At 55.0% G+C, this 17,056-nt stretch carries 19 protein-coding genes; 4 read left to right on the top strand and 15 right to left on the bottom strand.

Features of this window, described 5'->3' with window-relative positions; genetic code table 11:
* Positions 1-45: 45 nt before the first annotated feature.
* Positions 46-1,791 (bottom strand): DNA primase, encoded by a 1,746-nt coding sequence (gene dnaG, locus OGY67_RS11210; protein WP_003828467.1) that lies wholly within the window; start codon positions 1,789-1,791, stop codon positions 46-48.
* Between the two features lie 237 nt (positions 1,792-2,028).
* Positions 2,029-2,244, bottom strand: a complete 216-nt coding sequence (gene rpsU / locus OGY67_RS11205; RefSeq protein WP_001144069.1) for a 30S ribosomal protein S21 — start codon at positions 2,242-2,244, stop codon at positions 2,029-2,031.
* 236 nt (positions 2,245-2,480) lie between these two features.
* Between rpsU and tsaD the strand changes: the two genes are divergently transcribed.
* Positions 2,481-3,494: a tRNA (adenosine(37)-N6)-threonylcarbamoyltransferase complex transferase subunit TsaD gene (gene tsaD / locus OGY67_RS11200; RefSeq protein ID WP_003024694.1), complete on the top strand. Its 1,014-nt coding sequence runs from the start codon at positions 2,481-2,483 to the stop codon at positions 3,492-3,494.
* An 89-nt stretch (positions 3,495-3,583) separates the two neighbouring features.
* Here tsaD and ureG read toward each other — a convergent pair whose 3' ends face one another.
* The 10 genes from ureG to ttdA form a co-directional block, all read right to left on the bottom strand.
* Entirely contained in the window at positions 3,584-4,201 is a 618-nt protein-coding gene (gene ureG, locus OGY67_RS11195) for an urease accessory protein UreG (protein ID WP_111464907.1), read from the bottom strand.
* A gap of 9 nt (positions 4,202-4,210) precedes the next feature.
* Complete coding sequence (locus tag OGY67_RS11190; protein ID WP_060683212.1) at positions 4,211-4,882, bottom strand: urease accessory protein UreF; 672 nt, start codon at positions 4,880-4,882, stop codon at positions 4,211-4,213.
* Positions 4,882-5,340 carry an urease accessory protein UreE gene (ureE, locus tag OGY67_RS11185; RefSeq protein ID WP_020996339.1) on the bottom strand — a complete coding sequence of 153 codons (459 nt, stop codon included), beginning with the start codon at positions 5,338-5,340 and terminating at the stop codon, positions 4,882-4,884. Before ureE ends, OGY67_RS11190 begins: the two co-directional genes overlap by 1 nt.
* 9 nt (positions 5,341-5,349) lie before the next feature.
* Positions 5,350-7,053 (bottom strand): urease subunit alpha, encoded by a 1,704-nt coding sequence (ureC, locus tag OGY67_RS11180; RefSeq protein ID WP_286573961.1) that lies wholly within the window; start codon positions 7,051-7,053, stop codon positions 5,350-5,352.
* Positions 7,046-7,366, bottom strand: coding sequence for an urease subunit beta (locus OGY67_RS11175; protein WP_057067197.1), 321 nt, complete (start codon positions 7,364-7,366; stop codon positions 7,046-7,048). Before OGY67_RS11175 ends, ureC begins: the two co-directional genes overlap by 8 nt.
* A gap of 9 nt (positions 7,367-7,375) precedes the next feature.
* A complete protein-coding gene (locus OGY67_RS11170; protein WP_286573960.1) occupies positions 7,376-7,678 on the bottom strand; it encodes an urease subunit gamma in 303 nt (100 codons plus the stop codon).
* Between the two features lie 10 nt (positions 7,679-7,688).
* A complete protein-coding gene (locus tag OGY67_RS11165) occupies positions 7,689-8,513 on the bottom strand; it encodes an urease accessory protein UreD (RefSeq protein ID WP_252429625.1) in 825 nt (274 codons plus the stop codon).
* A gap of 123 nt (positions 8,514-8,636) precedes the next feature.
* Positions 8,637-10,100, bottom strand: coding sequence for an anion permease (locus OGY67_RS11160; RefSeq protein WP_286573959.1), 1,464 nt, complete (start codon positions 10,098-10,100; stop codon positions 8,637-8,639).
* 48 nt (positions 10,101-10,148) lie between these two features.
* A complete protein-coding gene (gene ttdB / locus OGY67_RS11155; RefSeq protein WP_057067200.1) occupies positions 10,149-10,754 on the bottom strand; it encodes a L(+)-tartrate dehydratase subunit beta in 606 nt (201 codons plus the stop codon).
* Complete coding sequence (gene ttdA / locus OGY67_RS11150) at positions 10,751-11,659, bottom strand: L(+)-tartrate dehydratase subunit alpha (RefSeq protein WP_003828445.1); 909 nt, start codon at positions 11,657-11,659, stop codon at positions 10,751-10,753. The genes ttdB and ttdA overlap by 4 nt, the downstream gene beginning before the upstream one ends.
* 213 nt (positions 11,660-11,872) lie before the next feature.
* On the opposite strand from ttdA, the gene ttdR reads away from it, so the two are divergent.
* Entirely contained in the window at positions 11,873-12,814 is a 942-nt protein-coding gene (gene ttdR, locus OGY67_RS11145) for an L-tartrate utilization transcriptional activator TtdR (protein ID WP_032945042.1), read from the top strand.
* Between the two features lie 31 nt (positions 12,815-12,845).
* Here the strand turns inward: ttdR and plsY are convergent, their stop codons facing one another.
* Entirely contained in the window at positions 12,846-13,463 is a 618-nt protein-coding gene (gene plsY / locus OGY67_RS11140) for a glycerol-3-phosphate 1-O-acyltransferase PlsY (RefSeq protein WP_003828443.1), read from the bottom strand.
* 106 nt (positions 13,464-13,569) lie between these two features.
* Here plsY and folB point away from each other — a divergent pair, with 106 nt between their 5' ends.
* Both folB and bacA read left to right on the top strand, forming a co-directional pair.
* Complete coding sequence (gene folB, locus OGY67_RS11135; RefSeq protein ID WP_003024659.1) at positions 13,570-13,938, top strand: bifunctional dihydroneopterin aldolase/7,8-dihydroneopterin epimerase; 369 nt, start codon at positions 13,570-13,572, stop codon at positions 13,936-13,938.
* An 86-nt stretch (positions 13,939-14,024) separates the two neighbouring features.
* The gene (bacA, locus tag OGY67_RS11130; protein WP_003828439.1) at positions 14,025-14,843 is read left to right on the top strand and encodes an undecaprenyl-diphosphate phosphatase; all 819 of its coding nucleotides are present in this window, start codon (positions 14,025-14,027) and stop codon (positions 14,841-14,843) included.
* 109 nt (positions 14,844-14,952) lie between these two features.
* Here bacA and OGY67_RS11125 read toward each other — a convergent pair whose 3' ends face one another.
* Both OGY67_RS11125 and OGY67_RS11120 read right to left on the bottom strand, forming a co-directional pair.
* Positions 14,953-16,188: a multifunctional CCA addition/repair protein gene (locus OGY67_RS11125; protein ID WP_048215522.1), complete on the bottom strand. Its 1,236-nt coding sequence runs from the start codon at positions 16,186-16,188 to the stop codon at positions 14,953-14,955.
* Positions 16,189-16,250: 62 nt separating this feature from the next.
* A complete protein-coding gene (locus OGY67_RS11120) occupies positions 16,251-16,871 on the bottom strand; it encodes a TIGR04211 family SH3 domain-containing protein (protein ID WP_003828434.1) in 621 nt (206 codons plus the stop codon).
* Positions 16,872-17,056 lie beyond the last annotated feature (185 nt).

Below are 17,056 nucleotides of genomic sequence, written 5' to 3'. Positions count from 1 at the left end.
GATCGATATTCGGCAGTTAAGCCGTTAAATACTTTTGTCTTTCTGTTATTTCTTGGCCAGTTCCTGGTTCAGTGTCCAGAGTTCCCGGCGTTCTTCGCTGCTTAAACCGTGTGTGCGCTCACGAGCTATCAACTCTTCCTGGCGCAGTTCAAGCATCGAATCAAACATATGGTTGAGTGAGTCGGTGAAGGTTTTTTCCGCGATATCTTTATCTGCTATATCGTCCCACATCGACAGTTTTTCAAGGGTCGCAGCATCATTTGTGCCACGGTAGTGTTCTAAAAGTTGCCCGGTGGTCAGACCTGGCTGAGCCAGACAAGTGTTGACCAGTTCTCTGAATAAGCCAAGTCCAGGCAGCTTATTACTATCCAGTGCGCCTAACGGTGGAACCAGCGGGGCGAGGCCCGGGTTCTGTACCAGCAACCCTATAAGTATACGCATGGTCGTACGTTTTAGCTGTGGAACAGGGCGGGAAGCCCCATTTTCTGCCAGTTTAGGCATTAAACGTTCAAGCTGGCTGTCATCCAGAATGCCGAGCTTGTTCCCCAACTCCTGTCGCAAGTAAATGCGCAACGTTTCGCCTGGTACCTGAGTAATCAGCGGTAATGCCAGCGTACTGAGCTGTGCGCGTCCGTCCGGGGTACTCAAATCCACCTGCGGCAGCAGGCTGTTAAATAAAAACGCGGAGAGCGGCAGCGCCTGCTCCATCCGGGCTTCAAAGGCCTCTTTCCCTTCTTTACGCACCAGCGTATCGGGGTCTTCGCCGTCAGGTAAAAACATGAAGCGTAGCTGGCGTCCGTCTGTCATATAGGGCAGAGCGGTTTCCAGCGCGCGCCATGCTGCGTCGCGTCCGGCACGGTCGCCGTCGTAACAGCAAATTACGTTGTTCGTCGCGCGGAACAACAGTTGGATGTGATCGGCAGTAGTTGACGTCCCTAGGGATGCAACGGCGTAGTTAATGCCGTATTGCGCCAGCGCCACCACATCCATATAGCCTTCTACCACTAACAGGCGCTGTGGATCGGCGTTATCCTGCTGGGCTTCATAAAGGCCATACAGCTGGCGACCTTTATGGAAAATATCGGTTTCCGGGGAGTTCAGATATTTCGGCAGGGCATCGCCCAGCACGCGTCCACCAAAACCAATGACCCGACCACGTTTGTCGCGAATGGGGAACATCACCCGTTCGCGGAAGCGATCGTAACTGCGTCCCTGATCGTTGGTGACCAACATCCCCGCATCGACCAGCGATTTGCGATTCTCAGCATTGCCGCCAAACCGTTTCAGGACGTTGTCCCAGCCGGGGGGCGCAAAACCAATAGCAAAACGAGTGATAACGTCGCTACTTAATCCTCGCTTTTCCAGGTACTGGCGCGCAGGGGTAGCGGCGGGCTGCATCAAAGACTGTTGATAAAAAGTGTTCAGGCCGTCCATCAATTGATAAAGGCTTTGCCGTTGATGGCGCTCTATCTGACTGGGGCCACTGCCTGCTTCATAGGGCACTTCGAGGTTGTGCATTGCGGCCAGTTCTTCGACGGTTTCCACAAACTCGAGCTTGTCGTAGTTCATAAGAAAGTCGACGGCGTTGCCATGCGCGCCACACCCAAAGCAGTGATAAAACTGTTTTTCACCGTTTACGGTGAAAGAGGGGGTTTTTTCGTTATGGAACGGACAGCACGCGTGATAATTTTTGCCCTGCTTTTTCAGCTTTACCCGCGCGTCGATGAGATCGACGATGTCGGTTCTTGCCAGCAGGTCATTGATAAAAACGCGAGGAATTCGTCCAGCCATAAGCCCCTGTTTTTTGATGACTCATATACACAAAATCATTCAGGATGCATCAAAGCGGCAAGGAAGCGAATCCTCAGGAGCGTACAGCAGTACGTGACTGGGGTGAGCGACTGCAGCCAACACTGAGGCAGCTTGAATGATGACGTGTATAAACGAAAATAAGCCGCGCATTCCTTCCGGAAGCACGGCCTTACAACTACAACTCAGTCTGAATTGAGAGCTTTGGCTCTCAATGGATTAGTACAGACGAGTACGGCGTGCGTTTTCGCGAGCCAGTTTCTTCGCGTGACGTTTCACAGCAGAAGCTTTAGCGCGCTTACGTTCGGTAGTCGGTTTTTCATAGAACTCACGACGACGAACTTCCGCCAGAACACCTGCTTTTTCGCATGAACGCTTGAAGCGACGCAGTGCTACGTCGAACGGCTCGTTTTCACGTACTTTAATTACCGGCATGTAACTCTCACCTTTAATAAATTCGGTTTGCCGCTGGCATCAACGCCAGCTTATTTCAAAATGGTGCGGAATTTTACTGCAATTGCTGCTGCTTTGTAAAGCACCGACGCGATTTTGAAAGGGACTTTTATAAGGACAAGGAGTATACACGAGCGAAACTCCTGGGGCGAACAAAGTTTTACATCAACCCGCATTGGTCCTACACTGCGCGGTAATAGAGCGAGGTAAAACAAGTCATGCGTGTACTGGGTATTGAAACATCCTGCGATGAAACCGGCATCGCCATTTACGACGATGAAAAAGGTCTTTTAGCCAACCAATTGTATAGTCAGGTGAAATTACATGCTGACTACGGCGGCGTAGTGCCTGAACTGGCCTCGCGCGATCACGTACGTAAAACCGTACCGTTGATCCAGGCCGCGCTGAAAGAAGCGGGACTGACGGCAAAAGAGATCGATGCGGTGGCGTATACCGCAGGTCCTGGTCTGGTTGGTGCGCTGCTGGTTGGCGCAACCGTAGGACGTTCGCTGGCGTTCGCCTGGGGCGTACCGGCAATTCCTGTGCACCACATGGAAGGGCATCTGCTGGCGCCAATGCTGGAAGATAATCCCCCTGCGTTCCCGTTCGTCGCGCTGCTGGTTTCCGGCGGCCACACGCAGCTGATCAGCGTCACCGGTATCGGTCAGTATGAATTGCTGGGCGAATCGATTGATGATGCTGCCGGTGAAGCGTTCGACAAAACCGCCAAGCTGCTGGGATTGGATTATCCTGGTGGCCCAATGCTGTCAAAGCTGGCATCACAAGGCGTTGAAAAACGTTTTGTCTTCCCGCGTCCGATGACTGACCGTCCGGGGCTGGATTTCAGCTTCTCAGGTTTGAAAACCTTCGCTGCGAATACCATTCGTAATAACGAAAATGACGATCAGACCCGCGCTGATATCGCCCGAGCGTTTGAAGATGCGGTGGTTGATACGCTGATGATCAAGTGCAAACGCGCGCTGGATCAAACCGGTTTTAAACGTCTGGTGATGGCGGGAGGCGTGAGTGCGAACCGTACGCTGCGCGCAAAGCTGGCTGAGATGATGCAAAAACGTCGTGGCGAAGTGTTTTACGCGCGTCCGGAATTTTGTACCGATAACGGGGCGATGATCGCCTACGCGGGCATGGTGCGCTTTAAAGCGGGTGCAACGGCGGATCTTGGCGTGACCGTGCGCCCACGCTGGCCGCTGGCGGAATTACCGGCAGCATAAGTTTTTTTTTGCCCGGTGGCGCTGCGTTTACCGGGCTTACAAAACCGTAGGCCGGGTCTGGCGAAGCCGCCACCCGGCGATAATTCTTACTACATCCGCAGCATGCCTTTCTCTTCCAGAAACGCAATAATCGTCGCCAGACCGTCGCCCGCCTTCAGGTTAGTAAACGTCCACGGACGCTCGCCGCGCATGCGCAAAGTATCGCGCTCCATCACCTCCAGCGATGCGCCGACGTAAGGGGCAAGATCGGTTTTATTGATCACCAGAAAATCGGATTTGGTGATCCCCGGACCACCTTTACGCGGGATCTTCTCGCCTTCAGCAACATCGATCACATAGATCGTCAGATCCGCGAGTTCCGGGCTGAAGGTGGCGCTCAGGTTATCGCCGCCGCTTTCCACAAAAATCAGATCCAGATTGCCGAATTTCTCGCTCAGCGCTTCTACGGCGGCCAGATTCATCGACGCATCTTCGCGGATGGCGGTATGCGGGCAGCCACCGGTTTCCACGCCGACGATCCTCTCTGGCTCCAGTGCGCCCGCCTCGGTGAGAATGCGCTGATCTTCTTTGGTGTAGATATCGTTGGTCACCACCGCCAACTGATAGCTGCTGCGCATGGCTTTGCATAACGCTTCCAGCAGCGCCGTTTTGCCCGAGCCAACCGGGCCGCCAACGCCCACACGCAGGGGATGCTTGTAGTTACTCATTTTTTCTCCTCAGGAGCGGAATAATCGGGAATATTGAGTTTCATGCCGGGCAGACGCGATAGCGGCCAACGGCGTTGCGGAGCCGAGGCTGGTGTCAGGACACGTCAGCGCCTGTGCTAAACCCTGCGCATAGCGATCGCAGAGCGCAATAATCAAACGCTGGGCCGCCTGTTGTCCAAAAGGAACCAGCTTGACGCCAGCCATGACAGCACTCTCAATCCAGCTGTAGCCGAGGCTTAACGCCAGCTCCGTCAGCGGAATTTTCCAGCGCACGCCCAGCCAGGCCATGCCGCAGAGTTGGCTGTCGACAAAGAGGGTGCGCCATTCTCGCGAGCAATCCGACTCCCAGTCGGTGACCAGCCGCGTAAACGCCGCACCCCGACTGCGTTCTTCATCCCGCAGTTCGCGGGTTTCGCGACAGGCCAGCAGGTAAGCGCTCCAGCGGCGTGCTGCGTCGAGATCGTCCTGCTCGCAGGCGCGATACAGTCTCGCCAGCAGCGGTAGGTCAACGGTAAAAAAGTTCTGCTCCATCTGCTGGATTTGCCAGGCAGAGAAGTCATCGACGCTTTTCACCCAGCCGATTTCCACCGCCCACTCCAGACCCTGGGACCAGGTAAATGACCCTACCGGGAGCGCGCTGCTGGCGAGCTGCATCAGACGTAGCTGTTGGCTGTTATGCATCAGTGCGCATGACCATGGTGATGCCCGTGTGACTCGCTCGCATAGGCACCCGCTTCCGGCTCAAACGGCAACTGGGCGAATGTCACCTCAAGGTTGAACTGGCGCAGCATGTCGTCCAGCACATGATCGTGATGGTAACGCAGTTCATCAGGCAGGATTTGCAGTGGAACGTGACGATTACCGAGGTGATAACAGGCTTTGGCGAGCAGGAAAGGATCGGCGCAGCGCACCACGGAAACCGACTCCGGTGCGGCGATCACTTCGATCACTTCGCTGCCATCTTCGGTACTTAGCAGATCGCCACCGCGCAGCAGCAAACCACGCGGTAGCATTAGCCCGGCTTCGCGACCGTCGTTCAGTGCTACTCTGGCGCGACTTTTTACCCGGACATCAATGGGCAGCGTGACGCTTGCAGTAACGCGGTGAGCGTGGTCAAGGCGTTGGGTCAGATAGATCATCGTCACTCCTCAAAACAGAAAATAGCGTTGCGCCATCGGCAAAATATCTGCCGGTTCGCTGGTGATAAGTTCGCCATCAATACGCACCTCGTAAGTCTGAGCATCGACGGTGATATTGGGTTGCAGGCCGTTGTGGATCATGTCGACCTTTTTCACCGTCCGACAGCCTTTGACGACGGCGATAGCGCTTTGCAGATTGAGCTGCTGCGGGATGTTTTGCGCGTCAGCGGCCTGCGAAATAAAGGTCAGCCGGGTGTGGTGCCGCGCCGCGCCAAGCGCGCCGAACATCATGCGGTAATGCACCGGCTGCGGGGTGGGGATCGAGGCGTTGATATCGCCCATTGGCGCGCAGGCAATCATCCCGCCCTTGACGATCGTCGCCGGTTTTACGCCAAAAAAGGCGGGCGACCACAGCACCAGATCGGCCAGTTTGCCAGGCTCAATGGAGCCGACTTCATGGGCGATACCGTGGGTTAATGCCGGGTTGATGGTGTATTTGGCGACGTAGCGTTTAACGCGCAGGTTGTCGTTGTCACCGGTTTCTTCTGCCAACGGGCCACGCTGAACCTTCATGCGGTGCGCCACCTGCCAGGTACGCAGGATCACTTCGCCAACGCGCCCCATCGCCTGTGAATCGGACGAGGTCAGGGAAAACGCGCCAATGTCATGCAGCACATCTTCGGCAGCGATTGTTTCCCGGCGAATGCGGGATTCGGCAAAGGCCACGTCTTCGGCGATATCCGGATCGAGGTGGTGGCAAACCATCAGCATGTCGAGATGCTCGTCGATGGTGTTGACGGTATAGGGCAGCGTCGGGTTAGTGGAGGAGGGCAGAATATTCGGATGCGCGCAGGCGGTGATGATATCCGGTGCATGGCCGCCGCCCGCGCCTTCGGTGTGAAAGGTATGAATGGTGCGATCGCCAATTGCCGCCAGCGTATCTTCAACGAAACCGGACTCATTGAGCGTATCGCTATGCAGCGCGACCTGGATGTCCATCTCGTCGGCCACAGTCAGCGCGCAGTCGATAGCGGCAGGCGTGGCGCCCCAGTCTTCATGGATTTTCAGGCCAATTGCGCCCGCGCTGATTTGCTCGCGCAAGGCGTCTGGTTTTGAGCCATTGCCTTTACCCAGCAAACCAATGTTAACCGGCAACGCATCTGCCGCCTGCAGCATGCGCGCGATATACCACGGGCCCGGCGTGCAGGTGGTGGCGTGAGTGCCTGCGGCCGGACCGGTGCCGCCGCCGATCATCGTCGTTACGCCAGAAACCAGCGCCTCCTGCGCCTGCTGTGGGCAAATCCAGTGAATATGCGTATCCACGCCGCCCGCGGTGACGATCTTACCTTCTCCAGCGATGACTTCAGTTCCTACGCCTATCGGGATCGTGACGTTGGGTTGAATATCGGGATTACCTGCTTTGCCGATGGCGAAGATCCTGCCGTTTTTGATGCCGATATCCGCTTTCACGATCCCCCAGTGATCGACGATCAGCGCGTTGGTGATCACCAGATCCACGCATGCATCGGCGCGCATTTGTCCCTGGCCCATGCCGTCGCGGATCACTTTTCCGCCGCCGAATTTGACCTCTTCGCCGTAGGTGGTGAAGTCTTGTTCCACCTCGATCCACAGGTCGGTATCCGCCAGGCGCACTTTATCGCCGGTGGTTGGGCCAAATATGTCGGCGTACGCCTGCCGGGAAATGTCACTCATTATCTGCCTCCAGTGCGCCCATCACTTCGCTGCGAAAACCCACGATCCTTTGTGCACCAGCAACGCGCACCAGTTCGACTTCGCGTTTTTGTCCCGGCTCAAAACGTACTGCCGTGCCCGCAGCAATATTCAGACGAAAACCGCGTGCAGCCAGCCTGTCAAAGCGCAGCGCTGGGTTCACTTCGTAAAAGTGATAGTGCGATCCCACCTGGATGGGTCTGTCGCCATGATTTTCCACCACGATCGTGCAGGTCTCCCGCCCTTGATTAAGCGCAATATTGCCTTTTGCGATCTGATATTCACCTGGGATCATTGCCGCTCCTTAGACGATCGGATTGTGGACGGTGACCAGCTTCGATCCGTCCGGAAATGTGGCTTCAACCTGAATATCCGGGATCATCTCCGGTACGCCTTCCATCACCTGATCGCGGCGCAGGACGTGACGCCCGTCTTCCATCAGCGCGGCCACGGTTTGCCCGCCCCGCGCTCCTTCCATGATGAAAGCGCTAATCAGCGCCACCGATTCCGGGTAGTTCAGCTTCAGCCCGCGGGCCAGGCGACGTTCCGCCACCAGCGCAGCGGTAAACAGCAACAGCTTGTCTTTTTCTCTGGGAGTCAGTTCCATAAGGGTTCTCTTAGGTTTGCCAGATTCGCGGGAGTACGGGCGCTTTGTGTGTCAGCAGCGGGCGCAGAAATTGCCAGATGTCGCGCATAACGCGCTGGACAACCAGGTTGTCGTTAGCAAGAAAACGGATTGTCAGCAACGAATCGTTAAGCGTTGCCCCGGCGTAATCGCCAAGCGCCGTAAGCCGCTCCCGCGTGCCCTCGAGCATATGTTCGCTGGCCGGAGAACACAGCAACGTGCCGACCCAGGGATGATGTGCGACGCCGCTCAGATTCCCCTCCTGCAACTGCAAGCGTTCTATCAGCAGTGGCTGCCCATCTCGCCATACTTCCTGGCGGTTTTGCAGCGTGCCGTAACTGAAGGTCTCCTGCATAACCGGTCGGCCAAGACACAGCAGATCCCAGGCCAGCAGGCGGCTTGCGGATGTCAGATGAAAGACGGTCTGAATAGCGGCGTTGGCGCCGGGAAAGAGGATCGTATCCTGCGGCAGCCACTCCAGCGTCGCGTGGGGTGCGAGGGTAAAATGCTGGCGCAGCAATGCCTGCGGTCCACGGCTGCGGTAAAACTTTCCCGCGCCAGGCTGGGTGATTAACGTGTGGCTGTTTTCGTCGAGCGTTACGGCGATATGGAGCTCATCCCCGCCGACGATCCCCGCCGGTGGATGAAGCAAATAGAGATGGCAAACGTCCTCTTCCGGGTAAAACGGGCGTTGAACCGTCAATGGACCATGATGACGCGCCGAGGCGAGCACCGTTTTGTGCCCGGTGCAGGTAAAATGCAGATCCAGTTCGGCCTGCCAGCCCCGTGTGAGTGTCTCGTGCGCAACCGTGTCCAGAGCGTTTCCCCTATCAGCATGAGGGTGTTTGCATACAAAAAAGTATGCCTCAGCGCATCGGGAAATCGATCATATGAGAAGCTTATGGATAAAGGGGCGACAATACGTCGCCCCACCAGGGTTTTACAGTAAAACGAGGGGCATCCAGACCAGACCGGTAATCACCAGCAGCACGAGGAAAATCAGGCCAAAAATAGCACCGAGTCGCCAGTAATCCACTGTTGGTAAATAGCCGCTGCCGTAGTAGATAGGGCTAGGGCCGGTGGCGTACGGGGTCAGAATGCTGCCCAGACCAATGGCGGCGCCAACCATCAGGCAGAAGACCGGTAGCGGGATTTCCGGCATTGCCAGCGCGGCGGCAATCATCATCGGTGCGAGGGCTGAGGTATAGGCTGTGGCGCTGGCAAAGAAGTAACGCAGCAGATAGAACACCACGATCAGCGCTACCATCACCATCATCGGCGAATAGCCACTCAGCCCGTTTGCCAGCAGCTTGCCGAACCAGGTAATAAAACCGGTGTTATTGAGCCCGGTGGCCAGCGTGATCAGCGAGGCCAGCCAGAAAAAGACGTTCCATGCGGCTTTATTGCTGACGATGTCATCCCAGCTAATGATGCGCAGTACCAGCATCAACGCCACCACGCTGTATCCGACCATCGCAGCGTCAATATAATCGCCGCCGAAGATCCACAGCACCAGCGCGCCGACCATCAGCACCAGCATCTTTTTCTCGCGAGCGCAGAGCGGTCCCATCGCTTTTAGTTCGGTATCCGCCCAGCGTGGAACCTGATCGCCGGATTTCAGCATCGGTGGATATAACACGTACGCCAGCCACGGCACGATCAGCACCAGTAAAATGCTCAGCGGCAGCATGCCTAAGAACCAGTCACCCCAGCTCAGCGCGGTGTGGGACGCGCCTTTCATCAGACCGATCAACAGCAGGTTCGGCGCCATTGCCGTTAAGAAAATGGCGCTGGTAACGCAGTCAGCGACAATGCCCATCCACATGATGTACGAGCCAATAGAGCGTGAACTGGCGCTATTGGGTTGTGAGTTATACAGCGGCGGCAGGTTGCGGATAATCGGGTAGATTATTCCGGCCCCACGGGCGGAGTTGGAAGGTGTGACGGGAGCGAGGATAAGTTCGGAGAACATCACCGCATAGCCGAGAAACAGCGTCCTATGCCCCATCTTTTTCACCAGCATCAGCGCGATTCGCCGACCGAGTCCGGTTTTCTCATAGCCCGTGCCAAACATAAAGGCCGCGAAGATCAGCCAGATGACCGAGTTTGAAAAGCCAGATACCGCCCACGACAGCGATTTGGCGGTAAATTTAAAACCGTCCTGCGCGAGTTGCTCCGGGCTGAACAGGATCCACGGCGAAAGCACAGCGATGATCGAAATGCCAATCATCGCCACTACCGCACCTGGTACAGGTTCCAGAATAAGCCCGACAATCACACCGGTAAAGACGGCAAAATAGAGCCAGGTGTGGCTCTCAAGACCGGTGGGGACGGGTAGAACAGCAATAATGGCGATGACCACCAGCGGAGCCAGGTATCGCCACCAACCAGCTAAAGGTGCCATTGTTGTATCCCTACGAAAGGGGAGAGGCGTAGCGCCTCTCCGGGAGGGTTATTTGATGTAATGCACGTGCTCACAGATTTCATCGACGATAGGGTCGCGACGTTCAGCGAACAGCTTTTTGTTTTCAGCGATCAGGTTATTGCCGTGGGTATCGATGGAAACGATCAGCGGGCCGAACTCTTTTACCCGACACACCCACAGGGACTCCGGCATGCCGAGTTCCGTCCAGTGCACCTCTTCGATCTCCTCAACCTGGGTTGCCGCCACGACTGCGCAGCCTGCCGGGAAGATGACGTGCAGCGCTTTAAACTGCTTGCAACCTTCTTCCGTCAGCGGTCCCATGCCGCCCTTGCCGACCACCAGTTTGACGCCAGTCTGTTCGATAAAGTCTTTCTCAAACGCTTCCATACGCATGCTGGTGGTTGGGCCGACGGAAACCATTTCCCATTTATCACCGTTCTTACGTACGATCGGGCCCGCGTGGAAAATGGCTTTGCCGTTCAGGTCATAAGGAATCGGGCGCTTCAGTTCGATCAGGCGGCGGTGGCAAACGTCACGGCAGGTCACCAGCGTACCGGTCAGGTAAATGACATCGCCAACGCGAATGTCTGCCAGATCTTCGGCTTTGATCGGGGTTGTGAGGATCTTTTTCATAACGCGCTCCGGGTGTGAGACAGGTTTTCGAAGGAGAGGTCAGCATGAACCAATAGCGTGCCGCGACGGTGGGCCCAGCAGCCGGTAGAGACGGCAACGCCGATAGTCGACGGGTGGCGCGCGGCGGATTCGATATGCACGCCCATCACCGAGCTATTACCGGTCAATCCTTGCGGACCAATGCCCAGACGGTTAAGTCCTTCTTCCAGACGCAGTTCCAGTTCGGCCGCTTTCGGATTCGGATGACGTGAGCCGATAGGGCGCAGCACCGCTTTACGAGAAAGAACGGCGGCGGTTTCTACAGAGGTGGCAATACCTACGCCCACCAGCACTGGCGGACAGGCATTGACTGCCAGCGTGGAGATATTTTCAAAAACAAATTTCACCACACCTTCGTAGCCCTCAGAAGGCATTAACACTTTCGAGCGTCCCGGTAGCGTACAGCCGCCGCCTGCCATGTAGACTTCGATTTCCGCGTCATCGTTATCGGGGATGATGTCCCAGGTGACCCACGGCACACCGGTACCTGTATTTTTGCCGGTATTCACTTCGTCAAAAATCTCGACCGCGTTATGGCGCAGAGGCGCTTTTACCGTGGCGTCTTCAACGGCCTGCTTCAGAATGCTTTGCAGTTCGCCGAGGAGCGGAAAACGGGAACCGACCTTCACGAAGAACATAATCTCGCCGGTGTCCTGACAGGCTGGGCGGTTCAGGTCGATAGCTTTCTGCATGTTGTCAAACATGGTGTGGTAGATGATTTTACCCATCGGCGAGGTTTCGCCTTCACGCAGCTGTTTTAATTTATCCACGACGTCATCGGGCATGCGGGTAGAAATCATGGCGGTAAAATCAGCGACAATGTTCGTCAGCGTATTTATCGCATTTTGGTTATTTTGATTGCTCATCTTGTTAACTCCAGTTCTTTTATTTATCTGGAAATAAATTCTCCGCCATAAACTACCACTAAAAATGTGGATTAATATTATTTGCCACTGTGAATATCTAATTAACAGTTCGTGAATGATGTCCGGATAAGGCAATAAAAATTGCGCAAAGGCAGGGTTTAAGACGCATGAGAGAATTACACTGCGGTGAACAACATTACGGATAGACCGATCATGCTGAACACGTATCCCCTTGCGAAAGACCTGCAGGTGTTGGTTGAAATTGTGCATAGCGGCAGCTTCAGCGCCGCCGCCGCGACGCTGGGGCAAACGCCGGCGTTTGTGACAAAACGCATTCAGATCCTAGAGTCCACGCTGGGGACGACGCTGCTAAGCCGCTCTGCGCGTGGTGTAGCGCTCACGGAGAGTGGTCAACGTTGCTATGAACATGCGCAGGCGATCCTCGCGGGCTATCAGCATCTGGTCGATGACGTCACGCAACTCAAAACGCGCCCGGCAGGGATGATTCGTATCGGCTGTAGTTTTGGCTTTGGGCGCAGTTATATTGCACCGGCAATTACCGAATTGATGCATAGCTACCCTGAATTACAGGTGCATTTTGAGCTTTACGATCGGCAAATTGATTTGGCGCAGGATAATATCGATTTAGATATTCGTATTAATGACGAGATACCGGATTATTATATTGCGCATTTGTTAACGAAAAACAAAAGAATATTGTGTGCGGCCCCACCGTATTTACAAAAATACGGTGAGCCGATGACGTTACAGGAATTAAGTCGTCATGATTGTCTGGTCACCAAAGAACGCGATATGACTCACGGGGTGTGGGAACTGGACAATGGTCAGGAGAAAAAGTCGGTCAAGGTGGCGGGACATCTTTCCTCTAACAGCGGTGAGATTGTGTTGCAGTGGGCGCTACAGGGAAAAGGGATTATGTTGCGTTCCGAATGGGATGTGCAGCCGTTTCTGGCCAGCGGTGAACTGGTGCGTGTGCTGCCGGACTATGCGCAGAGCGCTAATATCTGGGCGGTTTATCAGGAGCCGCTGTATCGCAGCGTGAAGCTGCGCGTGTGCGTGGAGTTTCTGGCGACGTGGTGTCAGAACCGATTAGGCAAACCGGTGGAGGGGTATCACATCCCCCACGCCGGATAAGACGCCGTTGCGTCGCTATCCGACAATAAAATCACTCGGGGTCTCGTTCGCGTTTTTTCTTCAACTTGGTCCAGATCTTCGGCTCCTGACGACGCCACAGACGCTGAATGTTGTCATGGTGACGAAGCAGAATTAAGCACGACAGCATGGACACGGGAAAAGTGAACTGGGGATTGAACCACCAGACGTAAAAAGGGGCGATCAACGCGCTGACGATAGCGCCTAACGACGAGTAGCCGCTCAACAGGACGGTCAGCAGCCAGGTCCCGGCCATCACGCCGGTTAAGTCCCAACCAATCGGCGCAATCGCGCCAAAAGCGGTGGCAACGCCTTTCCCACCTTTAAAGCCGAAGAATACCGGCCAAATGTGGCCCAGACAGGCGGCGATTGCGATCAATCCCAGCCAGAAGGGGCTGACGCCTAGCGCATAGGCACCCCAGACGGGTAACATACCTTTCAGGACGTCGAAAATCAGTACCGCGACGGCGGCTCCCTTGCCACCGATGCGCAGCACGTTTGTCGCGCCCGGATTCCCAGAGCCGCTGTCGCGCGGGTCCGGCAATCCAGCAAGGCGGCATACCAGAATAGCACTGGAAATTGAGCCACAGAGGTACGCGAAGATAATCATTCCAGGCGCGATTGCACTCATAAGCTGTTCCGTTTTGAAAATGTCGTGTAAAACGCTACTTCTGTGGATAATACGCATATTTCGCCGGAAGTGGTATCCGGGTTAGCCAAAAAGCAGGCAGGTCGTGATGGATATTGTATTTATAGAGCAACTTTCTGTAATCACCACTATTGGTGTTTACGACTGGGAACAAACGATCGAACAACGGTTGGTGTTCGATATCGAAATGGCATGGGATAACCGCAAATCGGCTAAAAGCGATGATGTGGCTGATTGCCTGAGCTATGCTGATATTGCTCAAACGGTTGTTAATCATGTGGAAGGTGGGCGCTTTGCGCTGGTAGAACGAGTTGCGGAAGAGGTGGCAGATCTGCTGCTTAGCCGCTTTAATTCTCCCTGGGTACGGATCAAACTCAGTAAACCTGGCGCGGTAGCCCGTGCGGCGAACGTCGGGGTTATCATTGAGCGTGGCAATAATCTGAAAGAAAATAATTAATTTAATAATTTCTAAAACAAACGGGTATAAAAGGGTCCTTTCGTCGGCTCTTTTTTGCCGTGGTTTCTCTATCTAGGGGTTTATTAATGAGTGATATGCACTCGCTGCTGGTGGCGGCAATTTTGGGTGTGGTCGAAGGATTGACGGAATTTTTACCCGTTTCCAGTACTGGCCATATGATTATTGTTGGCCACCTGTTGGGTTTTGAGGGTGACACTGCAAAAACATTTGAAGTGGTTATCCAGTTAGGTTCTATCCTGGCCGTTGTGGTGATGTTCTGGCGACGTCTGTTTGGCCTGATCGGTATTCACTTCGGCAAGGCCCCGCATGAAGGTACTGGCAAAGGTCGGTTGACGCTGGGACATATCCTGTTGGGGATGATTCCAGCCGTAGTACTGGGGCTAATCTTCCACGACACCATCAAATCGCTGTTTAACCCAATCAACGTGATGTATGCGCTGGTGGTGGGTGGTGTACTGCTGATTGCCGCAGAATGCCTGAAGCCGAAAGAACCGCGTGCGCCGGGTCTGGATGATATGACCTATCGCCAGGCGTTTATGATTGGCTGTTTCCAGTGTCTGGCGCTGTGGCCGGGTTTTTCTCGCTCCGGGGCGACGATTTCTGGCGGCATGCTGATGGGCGTGAGTCGTTACGCGGCCTCTGAATTCTCCTTCCTGTTGGCTGTGCCGATGATGATGGGCGCGACGGCGCTGGATCTCTACAAGAGCTGGTCTTTCCTTAGCGCATCAGATATTCCGATGTTTGCAGTCGGTTTCGTGACGGCGTTTATCGTGGCGCTGGTGGCGATCAAAACCTTCCTGCAACTGATTAAACGCATCTCGTTCATTCCGTTTGCGATTTACCGCTTTATTGTGGCGGCGGCCGTTTACGTCGTGTTCTTCTGATGACTTACCGTGGTGCCGGATGGCGGCGTTCTGCCTTATCCGGCCTACGGGTTATATCCGTTTCGAACCTGTAGGCCGGATAAGCACAGCGCATCCGGCAACGCAGTGTCTACGCTTTCGGGCACCGCTGCTCCTTCCAACTGGCTACCGCCGCGATGCGACGCCGGGTCAGTTCTTCACGAATTGCCTGACCTTTGAATCCAGCTTCAACCACGTCTTTCGTTGGCACCGCCTGCGCAACCTGCCAGGCTTCGCGCAACAGTCTGCCTTGCGGATAATCTGCCGCTTCAAAACCGGTTCGCCCACGCACATCGGCCTCGCTGGTGAGGGCGATTTGCTCCACGCGCTGCGGTTTGCGCCAGGCATCGATGGAATCAAACAGCTTAACGATAGTTTTCGGCTGCAGGATCGGGAAGGTATGAATGAGGTCGTGGAACTCGGAAACCAGTTTGGCTAAATCACGGATGTCATTCGGCACGCGCAGGCGCTGGCACAGTTGTTCGACAAGCTTAACACCTGCCGGACCGTGGCCGTGATGGCGCGGCCACAGCGCTTTAGGCGTCAATGCCTTGCCAAGATCGTGGCACAGCGTAGCAAAACGCACGTCGACTTCCGGACTTAACATGGCTGCCATCGACAGCGTCATCAGCGTGTGAATGCCGGTGTCGATTTCCGGATGCCACTGCGCGGGGGCTGGAACGCCAAACAAAGCATCCACTTCCGGAAACAGGACGCGCAGTGCGTCGCAGTCGCGCAGGACCTGAAAAAATACCTGTGGGTTACGGGTGGTTAATGCGCCTTCGGTTTCTTTCCACACCCGCTCTGGTGTCAGATGCTCCAGTTCACCAGCGGTGGTCATGTCACGCATCAGCGTCATGGTTTCGTCAGCAATACGAAAACCGAGATGCGCATAGCGGGCAGCAAAGCGCGCCACGCGCAGCACGCGCAGCGGATCTTCGCTAAAGGCAGATGAAACATGGCGCAGCAGACGGTTTTCCAGATCGTCGCGTCCGTTATACGGGTCGATAATCTCCCCGTCGTCATCGCGGGCGATTGCGTTGATGGTCAGGTCACGACGCTGAAGATCGGCCTCCAGCGTGACATCTGCGGCGGCATAGCAGGTGAACCCGGTATACCCCGAGCCTGACTTACGTTCGGTACGCGCCAGCGCATACTCTTCGCGGGTTTGCGGATGCAGAAACACGGGAAAATCGCGGCCTACCTGCTGGTAGCCCGCGTCGAGCATCTCTTGCGGCGTGGCGCCAACAACAACCCAATCTTTATCTTTAATCGGTAGCCCTAATAACGCATCCCGAACAGCACCACCGACCAGATAAATCTTCACGCCACTTTCCTTTTGAAAACTATGATCCCTTAATCATATGTCAGTGTGGCGGAGAAGGCGATTCAGTTCATCCAGCGATCTTTGCGTTTACGGCTTGGGATCATGTGTGGCAGAACCAGGCCGAGCAGCAGACCAAGACCCAACACGCCGCCACCGTACATAAACCACTGCATGATGATGGTGCGCTGTTTGTCATCAAGCTGAAGGTTGGCTGCGCTGACCTTCTTTTGCGCCACGATAAGCTCGTTTTTCAGCTTCTGGTTTTCTTGTTTCAGCCCGTCGATCACGCTGTCGCTTTGCGCTACCTTTTGCTGCATATCAGCGGTGCGCTGATTCCACGTGGTATCGATATTATTGAGCTTATCGGTCAAGGTCTTAACCTGGTTTTCCAGGTCGGGAACGCGGGTACGCAGGCTCGGCGTACTGTTCAGCTCTTTCAGTGGGATCCAGGCGGTACGTCCGGTGCTGTCTTTCACCTGGCCGTAGTTAGTGTTGGCATCGGTCTGTAATAGCGTGACTTCCTCGCCGGCGTTAACCGTACCCACGAGGCGATAATTATCTCCCGGACCGCTGCGGACCCAGGTGTTCAGTTCGTCAGAGACATAGCGCTTTTCTTCGGCATGAGAGACTGCAGTGGCGCTAAGTGCGAGTAAAGTTAATCCAATCAGGCGTAATTTTGGCATCAGGCTGTCGTTATTGTCATAGAAAGTGGAACGATAGTAGTGGCATCAGTGTCTCTACGCAAAGCATTCGACATCAATCGGAATCATCTGTGTCCTTTTTGCCACCACTCGAAACTTTTACGCCCGTCAAATTGCTCGTTGCATGGCAATTTGGCGCAAAATACTATCTACTGACCATAAAGAAC

The sequence above is a fragment of the Citrobacter sp. Cpo015 genome (genome assembly GCF_030333035.1).
Taxonomy (GTDB): domain Bacteria; phylum Pseudomonadota; class Gammaproteobacteria; order Enterobacterales; family Enterobacteriaceae; genus Citrobacter; species Citrobacter portucalensis.
This window is presented reverse-complemented; position numbering and strand designations above follow the sequence as displayed.